18 protein-coding genes are annotated in these 15,800 nt (G+C 60.8%); 6 read left to right on the top strand and 12 right to left on the bottom strand.

What is annotated here, in order from left to right; all coding sequences use genetic code 11:
- Window positions 1-68: 68 nt before the first annotated feature.
- Complete coding sequence (locus AC2LD7_RS05360) at window positions 69-1,253, top strand: BaiN/RdsA family NAD(P)/FAD-dependent oxidoreductase (protein ID WP_484596815.1); 1,185 nt, start codon at window positions 69-71, stop codon at window positions 1,251-1,253.
- 25 nt (window positions 1,254-1,278) lie between these two features.
- Here the strand turns inward: AC2LD7_RS05360 and AC2LD7_RS05355 are convergent, their stop codons facing one another.
- The 5 genes from AC2LD7_RS05355 to AC2LD7_RS05335 all read right to left on the bottom strand — a co-directional run bounded on the left by AC2LD7_RS05355 (window position 1,279) and on the right by AC2LD7_RS05335 (window position 3,780).
- Window positions 1,279-1,467, bottom strand: coding sequence for a hypothetical protein (locus tag AC2LD7_RS05355; protein ID WP_484596814.1), 189 nt, complete (start codon window positions 1,465-1,467; stop codon window positions 1,279-1,281).
- Between the two features lie 63 nt (window positions 1,468-1,530).
- On the bottom strand, window positions 1,531-1,914 hold the full coding sequence (locus AC2LD7_RS05350; RefSeq protein WP_484596813.1) for a hypothetical protein: 384 nt from the start codon (window positions 1,912-1,914) through the stop codon (window positions 1,531-1,533).
- A gap of 159 nt (window positions 1,915-2,073) precedes the next feature.
- Window positions 2,074-2,547: a PA2171 family ribosome-binding persister protein gene (locus tag AC2LD7_RS05345; protein WP_484596812.1), complete on the bottom strand. Its 474-nt coding sequence runs from the start codon at window positions 2,545-2,547 to the stop codon at window positions 2,074-2,076.
- Window positions 2,548-2,676: 129 nt separating this feature from the next.
- Complete coding sequence (locus AC2LD7_RS05340; RefSeq protein WP_484596811.1) at window positions 2,677-2,955, bottom strand: DUF3509 domain-containing protein; 279 nt, start codon at window positions 2,953-2,955, stop codon at window positions 2,677-2,679.
- A 204-nt stretch (window positions 2,956-3,159) separates the two neighbouring features.
- On the bottom strand, window positions 3,160-3,780 hold the full coding sequence (locus AC2LD7_RS05335) for a class I SAM-dependent methyltransferase (protein ID WP_484596810.1): 621 nt from the start codon (window positions 3,778-3,780) through the stop codon (window positions 3,160-3,162).
- Window positions 3,781-4,023: 243 nt separating this feature from the next.
- Here AC2LD7_RS05335 and AC2LD7_RS05330 point away from each other — a divergent pair, with 243 nt between their 5' ends.
- Window positions 4,024-4,401, top strand: coding sequence for a response regulator (locus tag AC2LD7_RS05330; protein WP_484596809.1), 378 nt, complete (start codon window positions 4,024-4,026; stop codon window positions 4,399-4,401).
- 91 nt (window positions 4,402-4,492) lie between these two features.
- Here AC2LD7_RS05330 and fba read toward each other — a convergent pair whose 3' ends face one another.
- The 7 genes from fba to AC2LD7_RS05295 form a co-directional block, all read right to left on the bottom strand.
- Window positions 4,493-5,557 (bottom strand): class II fructose-bisphosphate aldolase, encoded by a 1,065-nt coding sequence (fba, locus tag AC2LD7_RS05325; RefSeq protein ID WP_484596808.1) that lies wholly within the window; start codon window positions 5,555-5,557, stop codon window positions 4,493-4,495.
- A gap of 166 nt (window positions 5,558-5,723) precedes the next feature.
- The gene (locus tag AC2LD7_RS05320; RefSeq protein ID WP_484596807.1) at window positions 5,724-6,056 is read right to left on the bottom strand and encodes an MliC family protein; all 333 of its coding nucleotides are present in this window, start codon (window positions 6,054-6,056) and stop codon (window positions 5,724-5,726) included.
- A 29-nt stretch (window positions 6,057-6,085) separates the two neighbouring features.
- On the bottom strand, window positions 6,086-6,280 hold the full coding sequence (locus AC2LD7_RS05315; protein ID WP_484596806.1) for a hypothetical protein: 195 nt from the start codon (window positions 6,278-6,280) through the stop codon (window positions 6,086-6,088).
- 90 nt (window positions 6,281-6,370) lie between these two features.
- Complete coding sequence (locus AC2LD7_RS05310; RefSeq protein ID WP_484596805.1) at window positions 6,371-7,531, bottom strand: phosphoglycerate kinase; 1,161 nt, start codon at window positions 7,529-7,531, stop codon at window positions 6,371-6,373.
- A gap of 46 nt (window positions 7,532-7,577) precedes the next feature.
- A complete protein-coding gene (gene epd, locus AC2LD7_RS05305) occupies window positions 7,578-8,621 on the bottom strand; it encodes an erythrose-4-phosphate dehydrogenase (protein WP_484596804.1) in 1,044 nt (347 codons plus the stop codon).
- A 123-nt stretch (window positions 8,622-8,744) separates the two neighbouring features.
- Window positions 8,745-10,742 carry a transketolase gene (gene tkt / locus AC2LD7_RS05300; RefSeq protein ID WP_484596803.1) on the bottom strand — a complete coding sequence of 666 codons (1,998 nt, stop codon included), beginning with the start codon at window positions 10,740-10,742 and terminating at the stop codon, window positions 8,745-8,747.
- 119 nt (window positions 10,743-10,861) lie between these two features.
- Window positions 10,862-11,782 (bottom strand): LysR substrate-binding domain-containing protein, encoded by a 921-nt coding sequence (locus AC2LD7_RS05295; protein ID WP_408101901.1) that lies wholly within the window; start codon window positions 11,780-11,782, stop codon window positions 10,862-10,864.
- A gap of 164 nt (window positions 11,783-11,946) precedes the next feature.
- Here AC2LD7_RS05295 and AC2LD7_RS05290 point away from each other — a divergent pair, with 164 nt between their 5' ends.
- The 4 genes from AC2LD7_RS05290 (at window position 11,947) to metK (ending at window position 15,731) form a co-directional block, all read left to right on the top strand.
- Window positions 11,947-12,843: a TauD/TfdA family dioxygenase gene (locus AC2LD7_RS05290; RefSeq protein WP_484596802.1), complete on the top strand. Its 897-nt coding sequence runs from the start codon at window positions 11,947-11,949 to the stop codon at window positions 12,841-12,843.
- Window positions 12,840-13,442, top strand: a complete 603-nt coding sequence (locus tag AC2LD7_RS05285) for a LysE family translocator (protein WP_255977787.1) — start codon at window positions 12,840-12,842, stop codon at window positions 13,440-13,442. Before AC2LD7_RS05290 ends, AC2LD7_RS05285 begins: the two co-directional genes overlap by 4 nt.
- A gap of 82 nt (window positions 13,443-13,524) precedes the next feature.
- Window positions 13,525-14,526, top strand: coding sequence for an ArsR/SmtB family transcription factor (locus AC2LD7_RS05280; RefSeq protein WP_484596801.1), 1,002 nt, complete (start codon window positions 13,525-13,527; stop codon window positions 14,524-14,526).
- A 14-nt stretch (window positions 14,527-14,540) separates the two neighbouring features.
- Window positions 14,541-15,731, top strand: a complete 1,191-nt coding sequence (gene metK / locus AC2LD7_RS05275; RefSeq protein WP_484596800.1) for a methionine adenosyltransferase — start codon at window positions 14,541-14,543, stop codon at window positions 15,729-15,731.
- The last annotated feature ends 69 nt before the right edge of the window (window positions 15,732-15,800 follow it).

The following is a 15,800-nucleotide window of genomic DNA, read 5'->3' as shown; positions in this document are numbered from 1 at the left end:
CCGTCGGGCAACCCTGCGCGCGCTTGGCTGGCGGAGTAACATGCCGCGTTTTCAGATCGAGGTGAGCTGTGGTGCGGACGGATGTAGTGGTGATAGGCGCAGGTGCAGCGGGCTTGATGTGCGCCTTCACGGCCGCCGCGCGAGGTCGCCGGGTGCTGCTGCTCGACCATGCCAACAAGGCCGGCAAAAAGATCCTCATGTCCGGCGGCGGACGCTGCAATTTCACCAACATGTACACCGAACCCGAAAACTTCCTTTCCGCCAATCCGCATTTTTGCAAGTCGGCACTGGCTCGCTATACCCAGTGGGATTTCATCGAAATGGTCGGCCGCCACGGCGTGCCGTACCACGAGAAGAAACTCGGCCAGCTGTTCTGCGACAACAAGGCCAGCGACATCCTCGGCATGCTGTCGGACGAATGCCAACAGGCCGGTGTCGACCTTCGTCTGAACACGGTGGTGCAGTCGGTCGAGCGATCCGAAGACGGTTATGTGCTGCTTGGCAGCGCTGGCGAAATCATCTGTCAGTCGCTGGTGATCGCCACGGGCGGTCTGTCGATCCCAACGCTCGGTGCCAGCGGTTTCGGCTACCAGCTTGCGCGCCAATTCGGCCACACGGTGCTGCCGACGCGTGCCGGCCTGGTGCCCTTCACCATCACCGAGCCGCAGCTCAAGGGGATGTGCGAAGAGCTGTCCGGCACGTCGGTGGAGGACTGTCTGGTGAGCTGCAACGGCCAGCGCTTTCGCGAAAACATCCTCTTCACCCATCGCGGTCTTTCTGGCCCGGCGGTCTTGCAGGTTTCCTCGTACTGGCAGCCGGGCGATGCCATCGAGATTAACTTGCTACCGCACCTGGACCTTGTCGAGTGGCTGAATGAGCAACGGCATGAACGGCCCAATACCGAGTTGAAAACGCTCCTCGGTGAGCTGTTCACACGCAAGATGGCGGGGCTGCTGGCCGAACACTGGTTCGTGTCCAGACCGCTGAAGCAATACAGTCCGGCGGAACTCGAAGAAATTGCGGAACGGCTGAGTAATTGGCGGCTGATTCCTGCGGGAACCGAAGGCTATCGCACCGCGGAAGTGACGCTGGGTGGCGTGGATACGTGCGAGGTGTCGTCGAAGACCATGGAATCGCAGAAATCACCGGGACTGTACTTTATCGGCGAAGTGCTCGATGTCACAGGTCACCTGGGCGGCTTCAATTTCCAGTGGGCCTGGGCGTCCGGTTACGCCGCGGCGCAATACGTCTGATAGGGCCGCCCGCCGGTATGGCGCCTTATTCGTTGGACAGGTTCGACGGCGGCGAAACCTCACGCGGCCCGGCCGGATCGGTAGCGGTGTTTTGATATTCCTGCTGGTTTTCACTGACGTTATCCAGCGCCGACGGCTCGTCGTCAGGCGAGCATGCGACAAGCAACAGCGAGACCGGCGCAGCGACCACGAGCGTGATGAATTTCGACTTCATGCTGTTCTCCTGCAGCGGGCGCTTCGTAAACCAGAACGAGCGCCCATGATTGTCAGGTATCGTTTACTGCGCCGCGCCAGTGCCGCTACCCGTGGTGTTCGGCGCGGTGCCGGCACCCGATTCGGTGCCCATGCCGCTGCCGTTGTCAGCCGGCGCTGTGTTCATATCGCCCGTAGCGCCTGTGCCCATGCCGGTTCCGCTGCCAGACTCGACACCAGCGCCAGTACCGGTACCCGTGGTGCCTGGGCCTGCTCCCGTACCGGCGCCTGTGCCTGTGCCTGTGCCTGTGCCTGTGCCAGTGCCAGACGGAGGCATACCGGTCGACGGTGCTGCAGGCTGCTCGGTGGTGGGCTGCGGTGGTGTCACCTCTCGTTCTGGGTCTTCATCCGCGCCGCAACCAACCAGCAGCAGGCCTAGAATCGGGGCAGATAGATAAGCAAGACGCATGGGTAAACCTCCAGTAATGAAGCCGACGGGAGCGTCGGCAAAATTCGGATCCTAAAATCCTCTGAAAATTGACCCTGTACGGAACAGAGAGTGCCACGCGCAGCTGACACTACCCGGCCCAGCCGCCAAGCGGTGCCTGGCGGTTCTGGAAATGAACGATCAGGCTGCCCGACTAGCGTTGAATTCTTTCTTCAGGCGATCCCTCAGTTCGGCCATCTGTTCGCCCATTTCTTCCAGCCGAGCCTTGTCGAACAGCTCGCGTGCCTTGGGGAACATTTCCGATTCCTCTTCCTCGATGTGATGTTCGAGCAGCTCCTTGCAAACCTTGGCGCGACCGGAGAATTCCAGACTCGCAGGGTCTGTGGCTTTGAGATCAGGCAGTACCAGGGAGTCCACCGCGCGGTGCTCCTCCTTGGCCTCGTAGTACATCTTCACGTCTTCCTTGTCGCCCGCTTCCTTGTAGGCGGGATAAAGAATCTGCTCTTCGAGCTGGGTATGAATGGTGACTTCCATTTCCAGCTTCTGCAGCAGCTCGGTGCGGGCCTTGACGGCGCGCTCAGTGCTTTCGGTCAAGCGCGTCAGTATGTCCTTCACTTTCTCGTGATCGTCGATCAACAGGTCAATGGCGTTCATGCAGGATTCCTCATGGCTTTCATCAGGTTTTGCGAAGCAGCCAGGCTCTTTGGCCCGGTCGGATCGTCTGCGCTGAATCGCGCAGCTCTCGAAGTCGGCAGGCTGCAACGGCACGCCTGCCGTTCGACCTTAGGCGTACTGGTACGTCGGCAGTCCGGTGCGGCTCTGGCTCTGCAACCGCGCGATGGCAGGCGACATGCCAGCCTCTAGCGCCAGGTCACGGCGGACCGAGCTGATGACCCATTCCAGCTGAACGTTGGTCTGGGTTTGTCCTTTGGACAGGGCACGCCTGATGATGTCCCGATCATCATTGCGCAGCGTCAGCAGAAGCCCGCCATCCGGGCGAGGATTGGTGACTACTTCAAACTCAGGAAACGCGGCAGCGAGAATTTTTTCAGCAACGATCATTATTGTGTACTCCGGTTATGTTCCAGCATCCAGAGGTAGAGCACTCTTCATGCCAACCGGAGTAGAAAAATAAAGCAACTCAATTCAGTGACTTGCGTCACATAATAGCGTTTTGCGTGCATGCAAAACGCATGACGACACCGCTTTCGGCATGCATTCTGCGTTGCCCTGACGAAACAACCACTGCCTGCTGTTGTCCGCAGCTCACGTCTTCCGCCAGACACTGGCGAGCCAGGGCTGTTGCTCGCGCGGCAAACCTGTCGGCCGGTAATAATGCTCGAGTTCAGCGAATCCGACCGACTGCAGCAACCCGCACCAAGTCGGCCAGTCGTACCAGCTGCCATAGCGTGCGCCGCTCCACCCTTCCTGGTTGTTGCCACGCGGATTGGAGCTGAACAGCACACCACCGGGGCGAAGCGCGGCATGCAGCTTCAGTAGCACAGCGGCAATTTCACGACTGGGAAGATGGAACAGCACCGCATTGGCGAAGATGCCGTCGAACGCTTCGCCTGGCAGATCCAACTGCAGAAAGTCCTGATGCAGCACCTCGCAGCCGGTCTCGGCGCTCGCCATGCGCACGAACGGCTCGGCACCGTCCAGCCCGACGGCAATATGGCCGCGTGCGGTAAATGCTTTGAGATCACGTCCTGGACCGCAGCCCAGATCGAGAATCCGGAATGGAGGCTCGCCGCGAATGTGTCGCAGCAGGGCATCGATATTCTGGCTGACATCATGATCGCGAGTGCCGTCGCGGAACGCCTCGGCATTGTTGCGGTAGTCGTCCAAGGTCAGGTCGGCGATGGCACGGGCATTTTCGTCAGGCATGGTGGGCTCCCAGAATTAACAGCCCCGAGCCTAGCAGGCCATTGAAAGCGTAGGCGAGCCAGGCTGGACGCGATTGCCAATTCAAGCGCGAGCCGCTAACGACACAAATATCAACAAGCAATTGACGGATGGCCGCGCATCCCTGAACTTGCATAGAGCCACCGCGTTCCAAAGTGCTGTCCCAGAGCCAAGTGGTGCCGGGCCGACGCAATACGTTCATATAAAACATCGAGAATCGCTCTGATGAGCCAAACACCTGCCAACGTCGTTCTGCTTGTTGAGGACGAACCCCACATTCTTTGCCTCTTGTCTGATTATCTGGCCGGCGAAGGCTACGAGGTCTTAGAAGCGTCGGATTCCGTCCAGGCCTTCGAAATATTGGCGACCAAGCCGCAGCTTGACTTGCTGGTGACCGACTTCAGGCTGCCCGATGGTGTTTCCGGGGTAATGATCGCCGAGCCAGCATTGAAGTTGCGGCCAGAGCTGAAAGTCATTTTCATCAGTGGGTATCCGATCGAGATTTACGAGTCCGGAAGCGCCATTGCTCGCTCCGCCCCGATCCTCGCCAAACCCTTTTCGCTGGATACCCTGCGCAGCCAGATCCAGCGTTTGCTGGCCTGAGCGGCGCTACTGCTCACAGCAAACCCGAATTTTTCTAACTTCAATAACGCAACGAGCCCGCACAGGGCGGGCTCGTTTTTGCGGTGAGGATTCAGTTGACCTTGGGGTCCAACTCGCCGCGCGCATAGCGCTCAAACATACCTTCCAAGGAAATCGGCTTGATCTTGGAGGCATTGCCGGCGGTGCCGAAGGCTTCATAACGCGCGATGCAGATGTCGCGCATGGCCGTTACGGTCTTCGCCAGATACTTGCGCGGGTCGAACTCGCTGGGGTTCTTAGCCATGAATTCGCGAATCGCACCGGTGGACGCCAGACGCAGGTCGGTGTCGATGTTGACCTTGCGCACGCCGTACTTGATGCCTTCGACGATCTCCTCGACCGGCACGCCGTAGGTTTCCTTGATGTCGCCGCCGTACTCGTTGATGATTTTCAGCCACTCCTGCGGGACCGAGGAAGAACCGTGCATGACCAGATGGGTATCCGGAATGCGCTGGTGGATTTCCTTGATGCGCTGGATCGACAGGGTATCGCCGGTCGGCGGCTTGGTGAACTTGTAGGCGCCGTGGCTGGTGCCGATGGCGATCGCCAGGGCGTCGACCTTGGTCTTGGCGACGAAGTCGGCAGCTTCTTCCGGATCGGTCAGCAGCTGACTGTGATCCAGCGTGCCTTCCGCGCCAACGCCGTCTTCTTCACCGGCCATGCCGGTTTCCAGGCTACCCAGGCACCCCAACTCACCTTCCACCGATACGCCACAGGCGTGGGCGAAGGCAACGGTCTGCTGGGTGACGCGGACGTTGTATTCGTAATCGGACGGCGTCTTGCCGTCTTCGCGCAGCGAGCCATCCATCATTACCGAGCTGAAGCCCAGCTGAATCGAGCGCTGGCAGATGTCCGGGCTAGTACCGTGATCCTGATGCATGACTACGGGAATATGCGGAAACTCTTCCACCGCAGCGAGGATCAAGTGGCGCAGGAACGGCGCGCCGGCGTATTTGCGCGCGCCGGCCGAAGCCTGGACGATCACCGGGGAGTCGGTCTTGTCGGCCGCTTCCATGATGGCTCGCATCTGCTCGAGGTTGTTCACGTTGAAGGCCGGCACGCCATAGCCGAATTCGGCGGCGTGGTCGAGCATCTGGCGCATGCTGATGAGTGCCATGTTTTCCTTTCTCCCGGTTAGGGTCGATTAATCATGTAAAGCCTGCCGCAGGGCAGGCGGTGTTCAAGCACCGCGCGGTATGGCGCGGCATTGTAGTAGTGCAGAGACTAAAAGCCACTATGCATGGCGAAAAGGCAGACAAACCCGTCGTGCTGGCGGTGATGTCTCAAATCGAGATCAGCGATGCGCTGCAGCCGTGGGCCAGCAGCTTGTCATCGGCAAGCCTATACACCAGCGCCTCAGGGCCTTTGTTATGAAACGCCAGAACACCATCGCTATAGAAAGCGCCTTGGGTGGCAGGTTCCCTGCGCAGGCGATGAACCTCTTCGCTATTGCCGATCTTCAGCTCGACTGCCTGATGATTCGCATCCGCATAGCGCCAGGCGATGTTCTGCTGGCTCTGGCATTTCCAGCGTACAAAGGGTGCATCGGGACCGGATTGCCAGTGGCCGCAGCCGCTTAGCAGCGCTATGGCGATCAGGATCAATAGGCCTTTCATTCCTTCTCCTTGGCTTTGACGGGTTCGTATCAGGAGCAATCCTGAGCGTCAGCCGCGGTGCCCGCAGTGGGGTCGCCGGTGCTTTGCATCTCAACCCGCTGATCATTCTGCGTTGTGGGACTTGCGGCTGGCGGCGGATCAATCACTTCGCAGAGCGAATCCGGCGAGCCGCCAGCGCAACCGGCCAGCCCCAGGCAGCAAACAGCAATAACGGCGTAGCGCATGGTGAGTCTCCATTCCTCATTCAGACAGAACAGAGACAGCAGTAAATCCCAGGGGTTGCCTTTTACCGTTGCGCTTGTAAACGCGCGGGTTCAGCCCGCGCGCTGCTCAAGCACCTCGACGGCAGGCAGCACCTTGCCTTCGACGAATTCGAGGAAGGCACCGCCGCCAGTGGAAATGTAGGAGATCTGCTCGCCGACACCGTACTTGTCGATGGCCGCCAGGGTATCGCCGCCGCCCGCGATGGAGAATGCCGGGCTATCTGCGATCGCCTTTGCCAGCACCTTGGTGCCGTTTCCGAACTGATCGAATTCGAACACGCCGACCGGACCGTTCCAGAGGATGGTCTTCGACGACTTCAGCAGTTCGGCGAAATTGGCGGCCGTCTGCGGGCCGATGTCGAGAATCATGTCATCGTCGGACACATCGGCAACGGCTTTTACCGTGGCCTCGGCGTCCTCGGCAAAGGCCTTGGCCACCACCACGTCAACCGGCAGAGGCACGCTGACCTTGGCCGCGATGGCCTTGGCGGTATCGACCAGATCAGCTTCATACAGCGACTTGCCGACCGGGAAACCGGCAGCGGCGAGGAAGGTGTTGGCGATGCCGCCACCGACGATCAACTGATCGCAAACCTGGCTCAGGCTGTTCAGTACGTCCAGCTTGGTCGACACCTTGGAGCCGGCGACAATGGCCGCCATCGGCTTGGCCGGGCTCTTCAGAGCTTTGCCCAGTGCATCGAGTTCGGCAGCCAACAAAGGGCCGGCACAGGCGACTTTGGCGAATTTGGCGACGCCGTGGGTCGAGCCTTGAGCGCGGTGCGCGGTGCCGAAGGCGTCCATAACGAAGACGTCGCACAGCGCGGCATATTTCTGCGCCAGTTCGTCGGAGTTCTTCTTTTCGCCCTTGTTGAAGCGCACGTTCTCCAGCAGCACCAGCTCACCAGCCTGCACCGGCACGCCTTCGAGGTAATCCTTGACCAGCGGCACGTCGCGATCGAGCGCCTTGCTCAGGTAATCGGCGACCGGCTTGAGGCTGTCTTCCTCGCTGTAGACGCCCTCTTCCGGACGGCCCAAGTGCGAGCAGACCAATACCGCGGCGCCCTTCTCCAGCGCCAGTTTGATGGTCGGCAAGGAGGCCAGGATGCGTGCATCGCTTTTCACCGCGCCATCCTTTACCGGCACGTTGAGATCCTCACGGATCAGCACGCGCTTACCCTGGAGGTCGAGGTCGGTCATCTTCAAAACGGTCATGTGATCTTCCTTAAGTTCAAGAACGGCGATTCGTTGGTGCGTCCGGCTAAGCGCGGTGGGCAACTCGCAGATAGTGTTCGGCCACGTCGAGCATGCGGTTGGCGAAGCCCCATTCGTTATCGAACCAAGCCAGCAGATTCACCAGCCGCGGCCCGGAAACTCGCGTAAGGCTGCCATCGACGATCGCCGAATGCGGATCGTGGTTGAAATCGCAGCTGGCATGGGGCAGCTCGGTATACGCGAGCAAACCCTTCAGAGGCCCGCCTTCGGCGGCTTCACGCAGTATCCGGTTGATTGTCTGCGCATCGGTATCGCGGGATGTCTGCAGCGTGATATCCAGGCAAGACACGTTCACCGTAGGCACCCGCACCGCTTTGGCCTGAATCCGTCCCGAGAGTTCCGGCAGCAGCCGCTCGATGCCGCGCGCCAGGCCGGTCGACACCGGAATTACCGACTGGAACGCCGAGCGCGTGCGGCGCAGATCGTCGTGGTGGTAGGCGTCGATCACCGGCTGATCGTTCATCGCCGAGTGAATGGTGGTGATGGATACGTAGTCGAGGCCAACCGCGTCATTGAGCAGCTTGAGCAATGGCACACCGCAGTTGGTGGTGCAGGAAGCGTTGGAAACCAGCTGCTCGGCACCGCTTAGCTGGTCGTGGTTGATACCCATCACCACGGTCGCATCGACGTCCGCAGCGCCGGACATCGGCTGCGAGAACAGTACCCGCGGCGCGCCGGCGTCGATGAAGCGCTGACCACCGGCACGGGTGTTGTAGACGCCGGAACACTCCAGCACCAGGTCCACCCCCAGCGCGCGCCAGTCGATGCCCTCCGGTGTCGATTCGCGCAGCACCTTCACGCAATGACCGTTGAGGTGCAGACAATCGCCCTCGACCCTGACCTCGCCAGGGAAACGGCCATGAGTAGAGTCGAAGCGGGTGAGGTATTCGAGGCTGGCCATGTCGGCCAAATCGTTGAGGGCAACGATTTCGAAGTTAAAGGCCGCGTTACGCTCGTAAAAGGCGCGCAATACGCAGCGGCCGATACGGCCGTATCCATTAAGGGCGATGCGATAGGGTCGATTGGACATAAAGCTTCCGCTGTCTCGTAGGAGCGAGTGGGACACATAGTTCTTGCTCACGAAGCATTTATGGCGCGTTCGCGAGCAAGCTCGCTCCTACCAATTGGAGGACCAACCTATTAGCAGCTGGAATCAGTCTTCCAACAGCTCCTCAGCCACCGCAAGGATGTTGTCGACGGTGAAGCCGAAATGCTCGAACAGCTGGCCCGCCGGGGCCGACTCGCCGTAGGTGGTCATGCCGATGATCCGGCCGTCGAGACCGACGTACTTGTACCAATAATCAGCATGCGCCGCTTCGACGGCAATCCGCGCGCCGACTTCAACCGGCAGCACGGCCTGTTTGTACGCGGCATCCTGGGCGTCGAACACACTGGTGCAAGGCATGGAAACCACACGCACGTTGCGGCCCTGCGCGGTCAACTTGTCATAGGCCTGCACGGCCAGACCGACTTCCGAACCGGTAGCGATGAGGATCAGTTCCGGCTCACCCACGCAGTTCTTGAGGACATAGCCGCCTTTGGAGATCGAGGCTTCGGTCTCGTTGTCGCGGATGTGATACGGCAGGTTCTGCCGCGAGAAGATCAGTGCGCTCGGACCATCCTTGCGCTCGACCGCGTGCTTCCAGGCCACCGCAGATTCAACCGTATCGGCCGGCCGCCAGGTGTCCAGGTTCGGCGTACTGCGCAGGGCCGTCAGCTGCTCGACTGGCTGATGCGTCGGGCCGTCTTCGCCGAGGCCGATGGAATCGTGGGTGAAGACATAAAGCACGCGCTGTTTCATCAATGCGGACATGCGCACGGCGTTGCGTGCATATTCCATGAACATCAGGAAAGTCGCGCCGTAGGGGATCAGGCCGCCGTGCAGGGCGACACCGTTCATGATGGCGCTCATGCCGAATTCCCGCACGCCGTAGTACATGTAATTACCGGAAGCATCCTCGGCAACCACTGGCTTGCAGCCCTTCCATAGCGTCAGGTTGGACCCGGCCAGATCAGCGGAGCCGCCGAGCAGTTCCGGCAACAGCGGACCGAAGGCATTCAGGCAATTCTGGCTGGCTTTGCGGCTGGCGATGGTTTCGCCTTTGGTCGCCACTTCGCGGATGAACTCGGAGGCTTTTTCGGCGAAATCTTCTGGCAGTTCACCCGCCATGCGGCGCTTGAACTCGGAAGCCAGCGTCGGGAATTCAGCCTGGTAGGCAGCGAAGCGCTTGTTCCACTCGTTTTCGGCGTCGGCGCCTTTCTGCTTCGCATCCCACTCGGCGTAGATATCGGCCGGAACTTCAAACGGACCATGAGCCCAGCCCAGCGCTTCACGAGTCAGCGCGATTTCAGCGTCACCGAGGGCGGCACCGTGAGATTCCTCCTTGCCCTGCTTGTTCGGCGAGCCGAAGCCGATGATGGTTTTGCAGCAGATCAACGTCGGACGATCGCTCTTGCGCGCGGTGTCGATGGCAATCTGGATCTCGTCGGCGTCGTGGCCGTCGACATTGCGGATCACCTGCCAGCCGTAGGCCTCGAAGCGGCGCGGGGTGTCGTCGGTGAACCAGCCGTGCACTTCGCCATCGATGGAGATGCCGTTGTCGTCGTAGAACGCGGTCAGCTTGTTCAGGCCCAGAGTGCCGGCCAGCGAGCAGACTTCATGGGAAATACCTTCCATCATGCAGCCGTCGCCAAGGAACACGTAGGTGTTGTGGTCGACGACATCATGGCCGGGGCGGTTGAACTGCGCGGCCATGATTTTCTCGGCCACGGCGAAGCCGACGGCGTTGGCCAGGCCCTGACCCAACGGGCCGGTGGTGGTCTCGACGCCTGGGGTATAGCCGAGCTCGGGGTGCCCCGGGGTCTTGCTGTGCAGCTGGCGGAAGTTCTTCAGATCATCAATGGACAAGTCGTAACCGGTCAGATGCAGCAGGGAGTAAATCAACATCGAGCCGTGGCCGTTGGACAGCACGAAGCGGTCACGGTCGGCCCACAGCGGGTTGGTCGGACTGTGCTTGAGGTGGTCGCGCCAGAGTACTTCGGCGATGTCCGCCATGCCCATCGGGGCACCCGGGTGGCCGCTGTTGGCTTTCTGCACGGCATCCATGCTGAGGGCGCGGATGGCATTGGCTCGCTCACGACGGCTGGGCATCGCTGATCTCCTGCGGGGCTGTTCTGAAACGAAGAGGGAAGAAAAAGGCCGCCATTTTCCCCTACCGCGGGTGGCGGGGCAATGATTGAATAACGTGGCGATCTGCCGCTCCGACCCGCTTAGTCGAGCAGGCTTACGCCACGGTTGCCGATATCCGGTAGACGCTGCAGCAGGTAATCCTTCATCCGAGTGAGCGTACTCGGGGTTTCGCCGGACGCCGGCCAGACCAGGTAGTAGCTGTCGCCGGAGCGCACCGCCTGTTCGAATGGCAGCACCAGCGTGCCCTTGTGCAGCTCGGTGCCGACCAATGCCAGATCACCGATGGAAACGCCATGGCCTTGGGCCGCAGCGGAAATGCCGAGCTCCAGTGTGTCGAACAGCTTGCCCTGCTGCCAGGCAATCACATCGATGAGCCCGACCCGCTGCAGCCAGCGCCGCCAATCGCGGCAATCGCGGGATGGGTGGATCAGCTCGGCGCTGGCCAGATGCTCCGGGGTCCAACGCCCGTCGCCGAAAATATCTGGTGAACACACGGGCACCAGCCACTCGTCGAACAGCTTCACGCGGTTCCAATCGGCTGGAAATCCGCCGTGCCCGAGCAGAATCGCGCAATCGAACGGCTCGTTGTGAAAGTCCACCGCATCCAGATCCATCCAGGCGCTGGTGAGCTGCACCCGGTTTTGCGGGTGGGCCAGCTGGAAATTTTCCAGCGCGCCCAGCAACCAGCGCATGGTCAACGTCGAAGGTGCTTTCAGCCTAAGTGCATTCTGCTGGCGATTGACCGAGATACAGGCGTTTTCGATGGTTCGAAAGCCCACCTTGAGCTCCTGCGCCAGCATACGTCCTGTGTCGGTCAGGGCCAGCTTTGAGCCGCGCCGCTCGAAGAGCTGGCAGCCAAGGTTTTCTTCCAGAGTTTTCACGTGCCGGCTGATTGCGCTCTGGGTAATACAGAGGCTCTCGGCAGCCTGAGTGAACGAGCCGAAGCGTGCGGCGACCTCGAAGGCACGCAGCGCGTACAGCGGAGGCATCCGCAGCGTCATGCCACCTCGCTCCAGCATGAGTAAAACTCATCGCAGACGGCCATTTTTTCCATTTTGCAACCCTCCGAACCCCACCAATACTGCGCCAGCAACCGAGCCAGCAGTGCGATGGCATCGACAAGAAAGAGGCGTGTGCCTCGTAGAAATGCTCAGGGAAGGATGACATGTCCAATCGCGACTTTGACCAGCTTTTGTCCGCCAGCGTCAGCAATGGAGGACTGAGTCAGGAACAGATGGCGCAGATCCTGAACTTCAAGTTGTTCGGTAACAAGCAGGGTTTTCTGTTGCTGGAAGACACCACGATAGGTGAAATACCGCCAACCCCCGCCTCTCGCGCCGATTTGCACAAGCCTGACGACAGCAGCGAACGGCTGCTGCTGCAAGCGACCGCTCTGCTTGGTGAGCCGATCGGCTATGTGCAGGAATCCGGCGGCTGCATCGTCAACAACTGCTTCCCGCAACAGGCGCAATCTCGCGCTGCCACATCCGATAGCTTCGATACCGAGCTGGACCTGCACACCGAGAACGCCTTTCATTCGATCCAGCCAGACTATTTACTGCTGCTATGCCTGCGCCAGGATCCTGCGGCGGAGGCGATCACCTATATCGCCTCGGTCGATCGCACTCTCGACTGCCTGGATCATGAGCAGCAAGCATTCTTCCTCAACGAACCGTACAACTTTCTCTCCGATTACGGCGCGACCGAAAAGAACCAGCGCATCGATATCAACAAGCACCAGACTGTGCTGTACGGGGACCCCGACGCACCCTTCTTTCGTTTCGATCCGCAGTTCATGATCGCCTACAGCGACCGCGCGCAAAGCGCACTGGACAAGCTGCGAGCCATCGCCTGGGAAGCGGTTGAACCGGTCAGGCTCACCCGTGGCGACCTGCTGATCATCGACAACCGCCGTACTGCGCACGCGCGCAGTCCTTTCACCGCCCGCTTCGATGGCAGCGACCGCTGGATGCAGCGCACCTTCGCCAGCTGCAACCTGCGTTTTTACACCGAAAAACTGGGCAAGCAGTCGCGCATTTTCGAACTGGTAACCGAACTATGAATGCCACCTACCTCGCCTTTGCCGCCGCGGTCGCCTTACTGATCGCCTCCCCCGGTCCGGTCGTCGCACTGGTCATTGCCGATGCTCGGCGCAGCTGGCCTGCCTGGACCATTCTCGGCGGCGTAATCTCCGCACAGCTCCTGCTGGTCGCCGCGCTGGTACTGATCTACCTGGCACTCGACCTGGAGCCGGTCATTCTCGAATGGGGCCAAGTGCTCGGTGGGCTCTACCTGATCTGGCTCGGTGCCGACGGCCTGTGTGGCGGAGGAGAAGGAAATACGAACCTGCCTCGGTCAGAAGCCCACTATTTCTGGCGCGCCATGGCGGTGGGCCTGTCCAACCCCAAGGACATCCTGTTCTTCCTCGCGTTTCTACCGGGCTTTATCCTTCCGGCGCAGCCCTTCGCTCCACAGGCTTTGGCATTGATTGCCATCTGGGCGCTGGTCGATGTATCGATCCTGATCGCCTACAGCCTGTTATCGCGGCACCTGTCCAGCCACGAGAGGCTGCAGCGAGTACTCGATCTGTTGCCAAGCTTTTTCCTGCTGGGCCTCGGACTGGTCTCCTGTGGAATGGGGGTTACCAGCCTGGTGAATTGACTTCCCCCGGCCCGAGCCAATATCAAAACTTTTTGATACAGCCATTGCTGGACGAAAAACCACCGACTAGACTGCGCGGCCTATGAGCTTGCGCATCCCCCAGATTTCATTCGACGACAGCGACCAGCTCGCCGCCCTGTGCAAGGCCGGCGGCGACGCGCTGCGCCTGAACGTATTGCGGGCGTTGGCCAGCGATTCGTTCGGCGTGCTCGAACTGGCGCAAATCTTCGCCACCGGCCAATCCGGCATCAGTCACCACCTCAAGGTGCTGACCCAGGCTGGGCTGCTGGCGACTCGGCGCGAGGGCAATGCAATCTTTTATCGCCGCGCTCTACCGCAAGGCGACAGCCTCGGCGGTACGCTGCACGCCGCGCTACTCGAAGAACTCGACCAACTTGCGCTGCCGGTCGATGTTCAGGCGCGGATCGCCGCGGTGCATGCCCAACGCAGTGCCGCCAGCGAGGGTTTCTTCGCGCGCATGGCCGACAGCTTCCAGGCACGTCAGGACCTGATCGCCGGTCTGCCGCACTACCGCGATAGCGTAGCGGCGTTACTCGATGCGCTGAGCTTCGCGCCCGGCGCGACGGCGCTCGAAGTCGGCCCGGGCGATGGCAGCTTTCTGCCCGAACTGGCGCGCCGCTTCGCGCGGGTGGTCGCCATCGACAACAGCCCGGCGATGCTCGAACTGGCACGCACGCGCTGCGAACAGGACACACTGGATAACGTCGAGCTGCAACTTGCCGATGCGCTGCAGGACGAATGTCCTGCAGCCGATTGCGTCGTGCTGAACATGGTTCTGCATCATCTGGCGGCGCCGGGTGAAGCGATGAAGCAACTGGCGCGGCTGGTGAACGCAGGCGGCAGCCTGCTGGTCACCGAGCTGTGCAGCCACAACCAGGGGTGGGCCAGGGAGGCCTGCGGCGACCTATGGTTGGGCTTCGAACAGGACGATCTGGCCCGTTGGGCCGATGCCGCGGGGCTCACGCCCGGCGAGAGCCTCTACATTGGCTTGAAGAACGGTTTTCAGATCCAGGCCCGGTACTTTTCCCGGCCACCCGCTGACAGCCGACTCACCCACCGGTAATAGGAAACCGTTAGATGAGCGAATATTCGATTTTCACCTCCGAGTCCGTGTCCGAAGGGCACCCGGACAAAATCGCCGACCAGATCTCCGATGCGGTGCTGGACGCCATCATCGCCGAGGACAAGCACGCCCGTGTGGCCTGTGAAACCCTGGTCAAGACCGGCGTCGCCATCGTCGCCGGCGAAGTGTCCACCACCGCCTGGGTCGATCTCGAGCAACTGGTGCGCGACGTCATCATCGACATCGGCTACAACAGCTCGGAAGTCGGCTTCGATGGCGCTACCTGCGGCATCATCAACATCATCGGCAAGCAGTCGGTGGACATCGCCCAGGGCGTGGATCGCTCCAAGCCAGAAGATCAGGGCGCTGGCGATCAGGGCCTGATGTTCGGCTATGCCAGCAATGAAACCGACGTATTGATGCCCGCCCCGATCCGCTTCTCCCACGCGCTAGTCGAGCGCCAGGCCGAAGCGCGCAAGAACGGCCTGTTGCCGTGGCTGCGCCCGGATGCCAAGAGCCAGGTCACCTGCCGTTATGAAGGCGGCAAGGTCGTCGGCATCGACGCCATCGTGCTTTCCACCCAGCACAATCCGGAGGTCAAGCATTCCGACCTCAAGGAAGCGGTGATGGAGCTGATCGTCAAGCACGTGATCCCGGCCGAACTGCTGCACAAGGACACCCAATTCCACATCAACCCGACCGGCCAGTTCATCATCGGCGGACCGGTGGGCGACTGTGGCCTGACCGGCCGCAAGATCATCGTCGACACTTACGGCGGCATGGCTCGTCACGGCGGCGGCGCGTTCTCCGGCAAAGACCCGTCCAAAGTCGACCGTTCAGCCGCCTACGCCGGCCGTTATGTGGCGAAAAACATCGTCGCCGCCGGCCTGGCCGAGCGTTGCGAAATCCAGGTGTCCTACGCCATCGGCGTGGCGCAGCCGACTTCGATCTCGATCAACACCTTCGGCACCGGCAAGCTCAGCGACGAGAAGATCGTCGCGCTCGTTCGCGAGCATTTCGATCTGCGCCCGTACGCGATCACCACCATGCTCGACCTGCTGCATCCGATGTACAAGGCCACCGCGGCCTACGGCCACTTCGGTCGCGAGCCCTATGAAATGACGGTCGGTGGCGACACCTTCACCGCCTTCACCTGGGAAAAGACCGACAAGGCCGACGCCCTGCGAGCGGCTGCCGGGCTGTAAAGCAGCGACAAGCTTCAGACTGCAAGAAAGCCCCGCCAGTCATGTGCTGCGCGGGTTTTTTTGTGCTGT

It is taken from the genome of Stutzerimonas sp. (assembly GCF_982611455.1).
Note: the sequence above shows the minus strand (reverse complement) of the source record. Positions and strands in the feature narration are given on the sequence as shown.

What these genes read in the sequence shown, in the direction of transcription:
- AC2LD7_RS05355 (WP_484596814.1), bottom strand. Translation starts at nt 1,467, where the DNA reads ATGAAGTCGAAATTCATCACGCTCGTGGTCGCTGCGCCGGTCTCGCTG.
- AC2LD7_RS05350 (WP_484596813.1), bottom strand. Translation starts at nt 1,914, where the DNA reads ATGCGTCTTGCTTATCTATCTGCCCCGATTCTAGGCCTGCTGCTGGTT.
- AC2LD7_RS05345 (WP_484596812.1), bottom strand. Translation starts at nt 2,547, where the DNA reads ATGAACGCCATTGACCTGTTGATCGACGATCACGAGAAAGTGAAGGAC.
- AC2LD7_RS05340 (WP_484596811.1), bottom strand. Translation starts at nt 2,955, where the DNA reads ATGATCGTTGCTGAAAAAATTCTCGCTGCCGCGTTTCCTGAGTTTGAA.
- AC2LD7_RS05335 (WP_484596810.1), bottom strand. Translation starts at nt 3,780, where the DNA reads ATGCCTGACGAAAATGCCCGTGCCATCGCCGACCTGACCTTGGACGAC.
- AC2LD7_RS05330 (WP_484596809.1), top strand. Translation starts at nt 4,024, where the DNA reads ATGAGCCAAACACCTGCCAACGTCGTTCTGCTTGTTGAGGACGAACCC.
- fba (WP_484596808.1), bottom strand. Translation starts at nt 5,557, where the DNA reads ATGGCACTCATCAGCATGCGCCAGATGCTCGACCACGCCGCCGAATTC.
- AC2LD7_RS05320 (WP_484596807.1), bottom strand. Translation starts at nt 6,056, where the DNA reads ATGAAAGGCCTATTGATCCTGATCGCCATAGCGCTGCTAAGCGGCTGC.
- AC2LD7_RS05315 (WP_484596806.1), bottom strand. Translation starts at nt 6,280, where the DNA reads ATGCGCTACGCCGTTATTGCTGTTTGCTGCCTGGGGCTGGCCGGTTGC.
- AC2LD7_RS05310 (WP_484596805.1), bottom strand. Translation starts at nt 7,531, where the DNA reads ATGACCGTTTTGAAGATGACCGACCTCGACCTCCAGGGTAAGCGCGTG.
- epd (WP_484596804.1), bottom strand. Translation starts at nt 8,621, where the DNA reads ATGTCCAATCGACCCTATCGCATCGCCCTTAATGGATACGGCCGTATC.
- tkt (WP_484596803.1), bottom strand. Translation starts at nt 10,742, where the DNA reads ATGCCCAGCCGTCGTGAGCGAGCCAATGCCATCCGCGCCCTCAGCATG.
- AC2LD7_RS05295 (WP_408101901.1), bottom strand. Translation starts at nt 11,782, where the DNA reads ATGACGCTGCGGATGCCTCCGCTGTACGCGCTGCGTGCCTTCGAGGTC.
- AC2LD7_RS05290 (WP_484596802.1), top strand. Translation starts at nt 11,947, where the DNA reads ATGTCCAATCGCGACTTTGACCAGCTTTTGTCCGCCAGCGTCAGCAAT.
- AC2LD7_RS05285 (WP_255977787.1), top strand. Translation starts at nt 12,840, where the DNA reads ATGAATGCCACCTACCTCGCCTTTGCCGCCGCGGTCGCCTTACTGATC.
- AC2LD7_RS05280 (WP_484596801.1), top strand. Translation starts at nt 13,525, where the DNA reads ATGAGCTTGCGCATCCCCCAGATTTCATTCGACGACAGCGACCAGCTC.
- metK (WP_484596800.1), top strand. Translation starts at nt 14,541, where the DNA reads ATGAGCGAATATTCGATTTTCACCTCCGAGTCCGTGTCCGAAGGGCAC.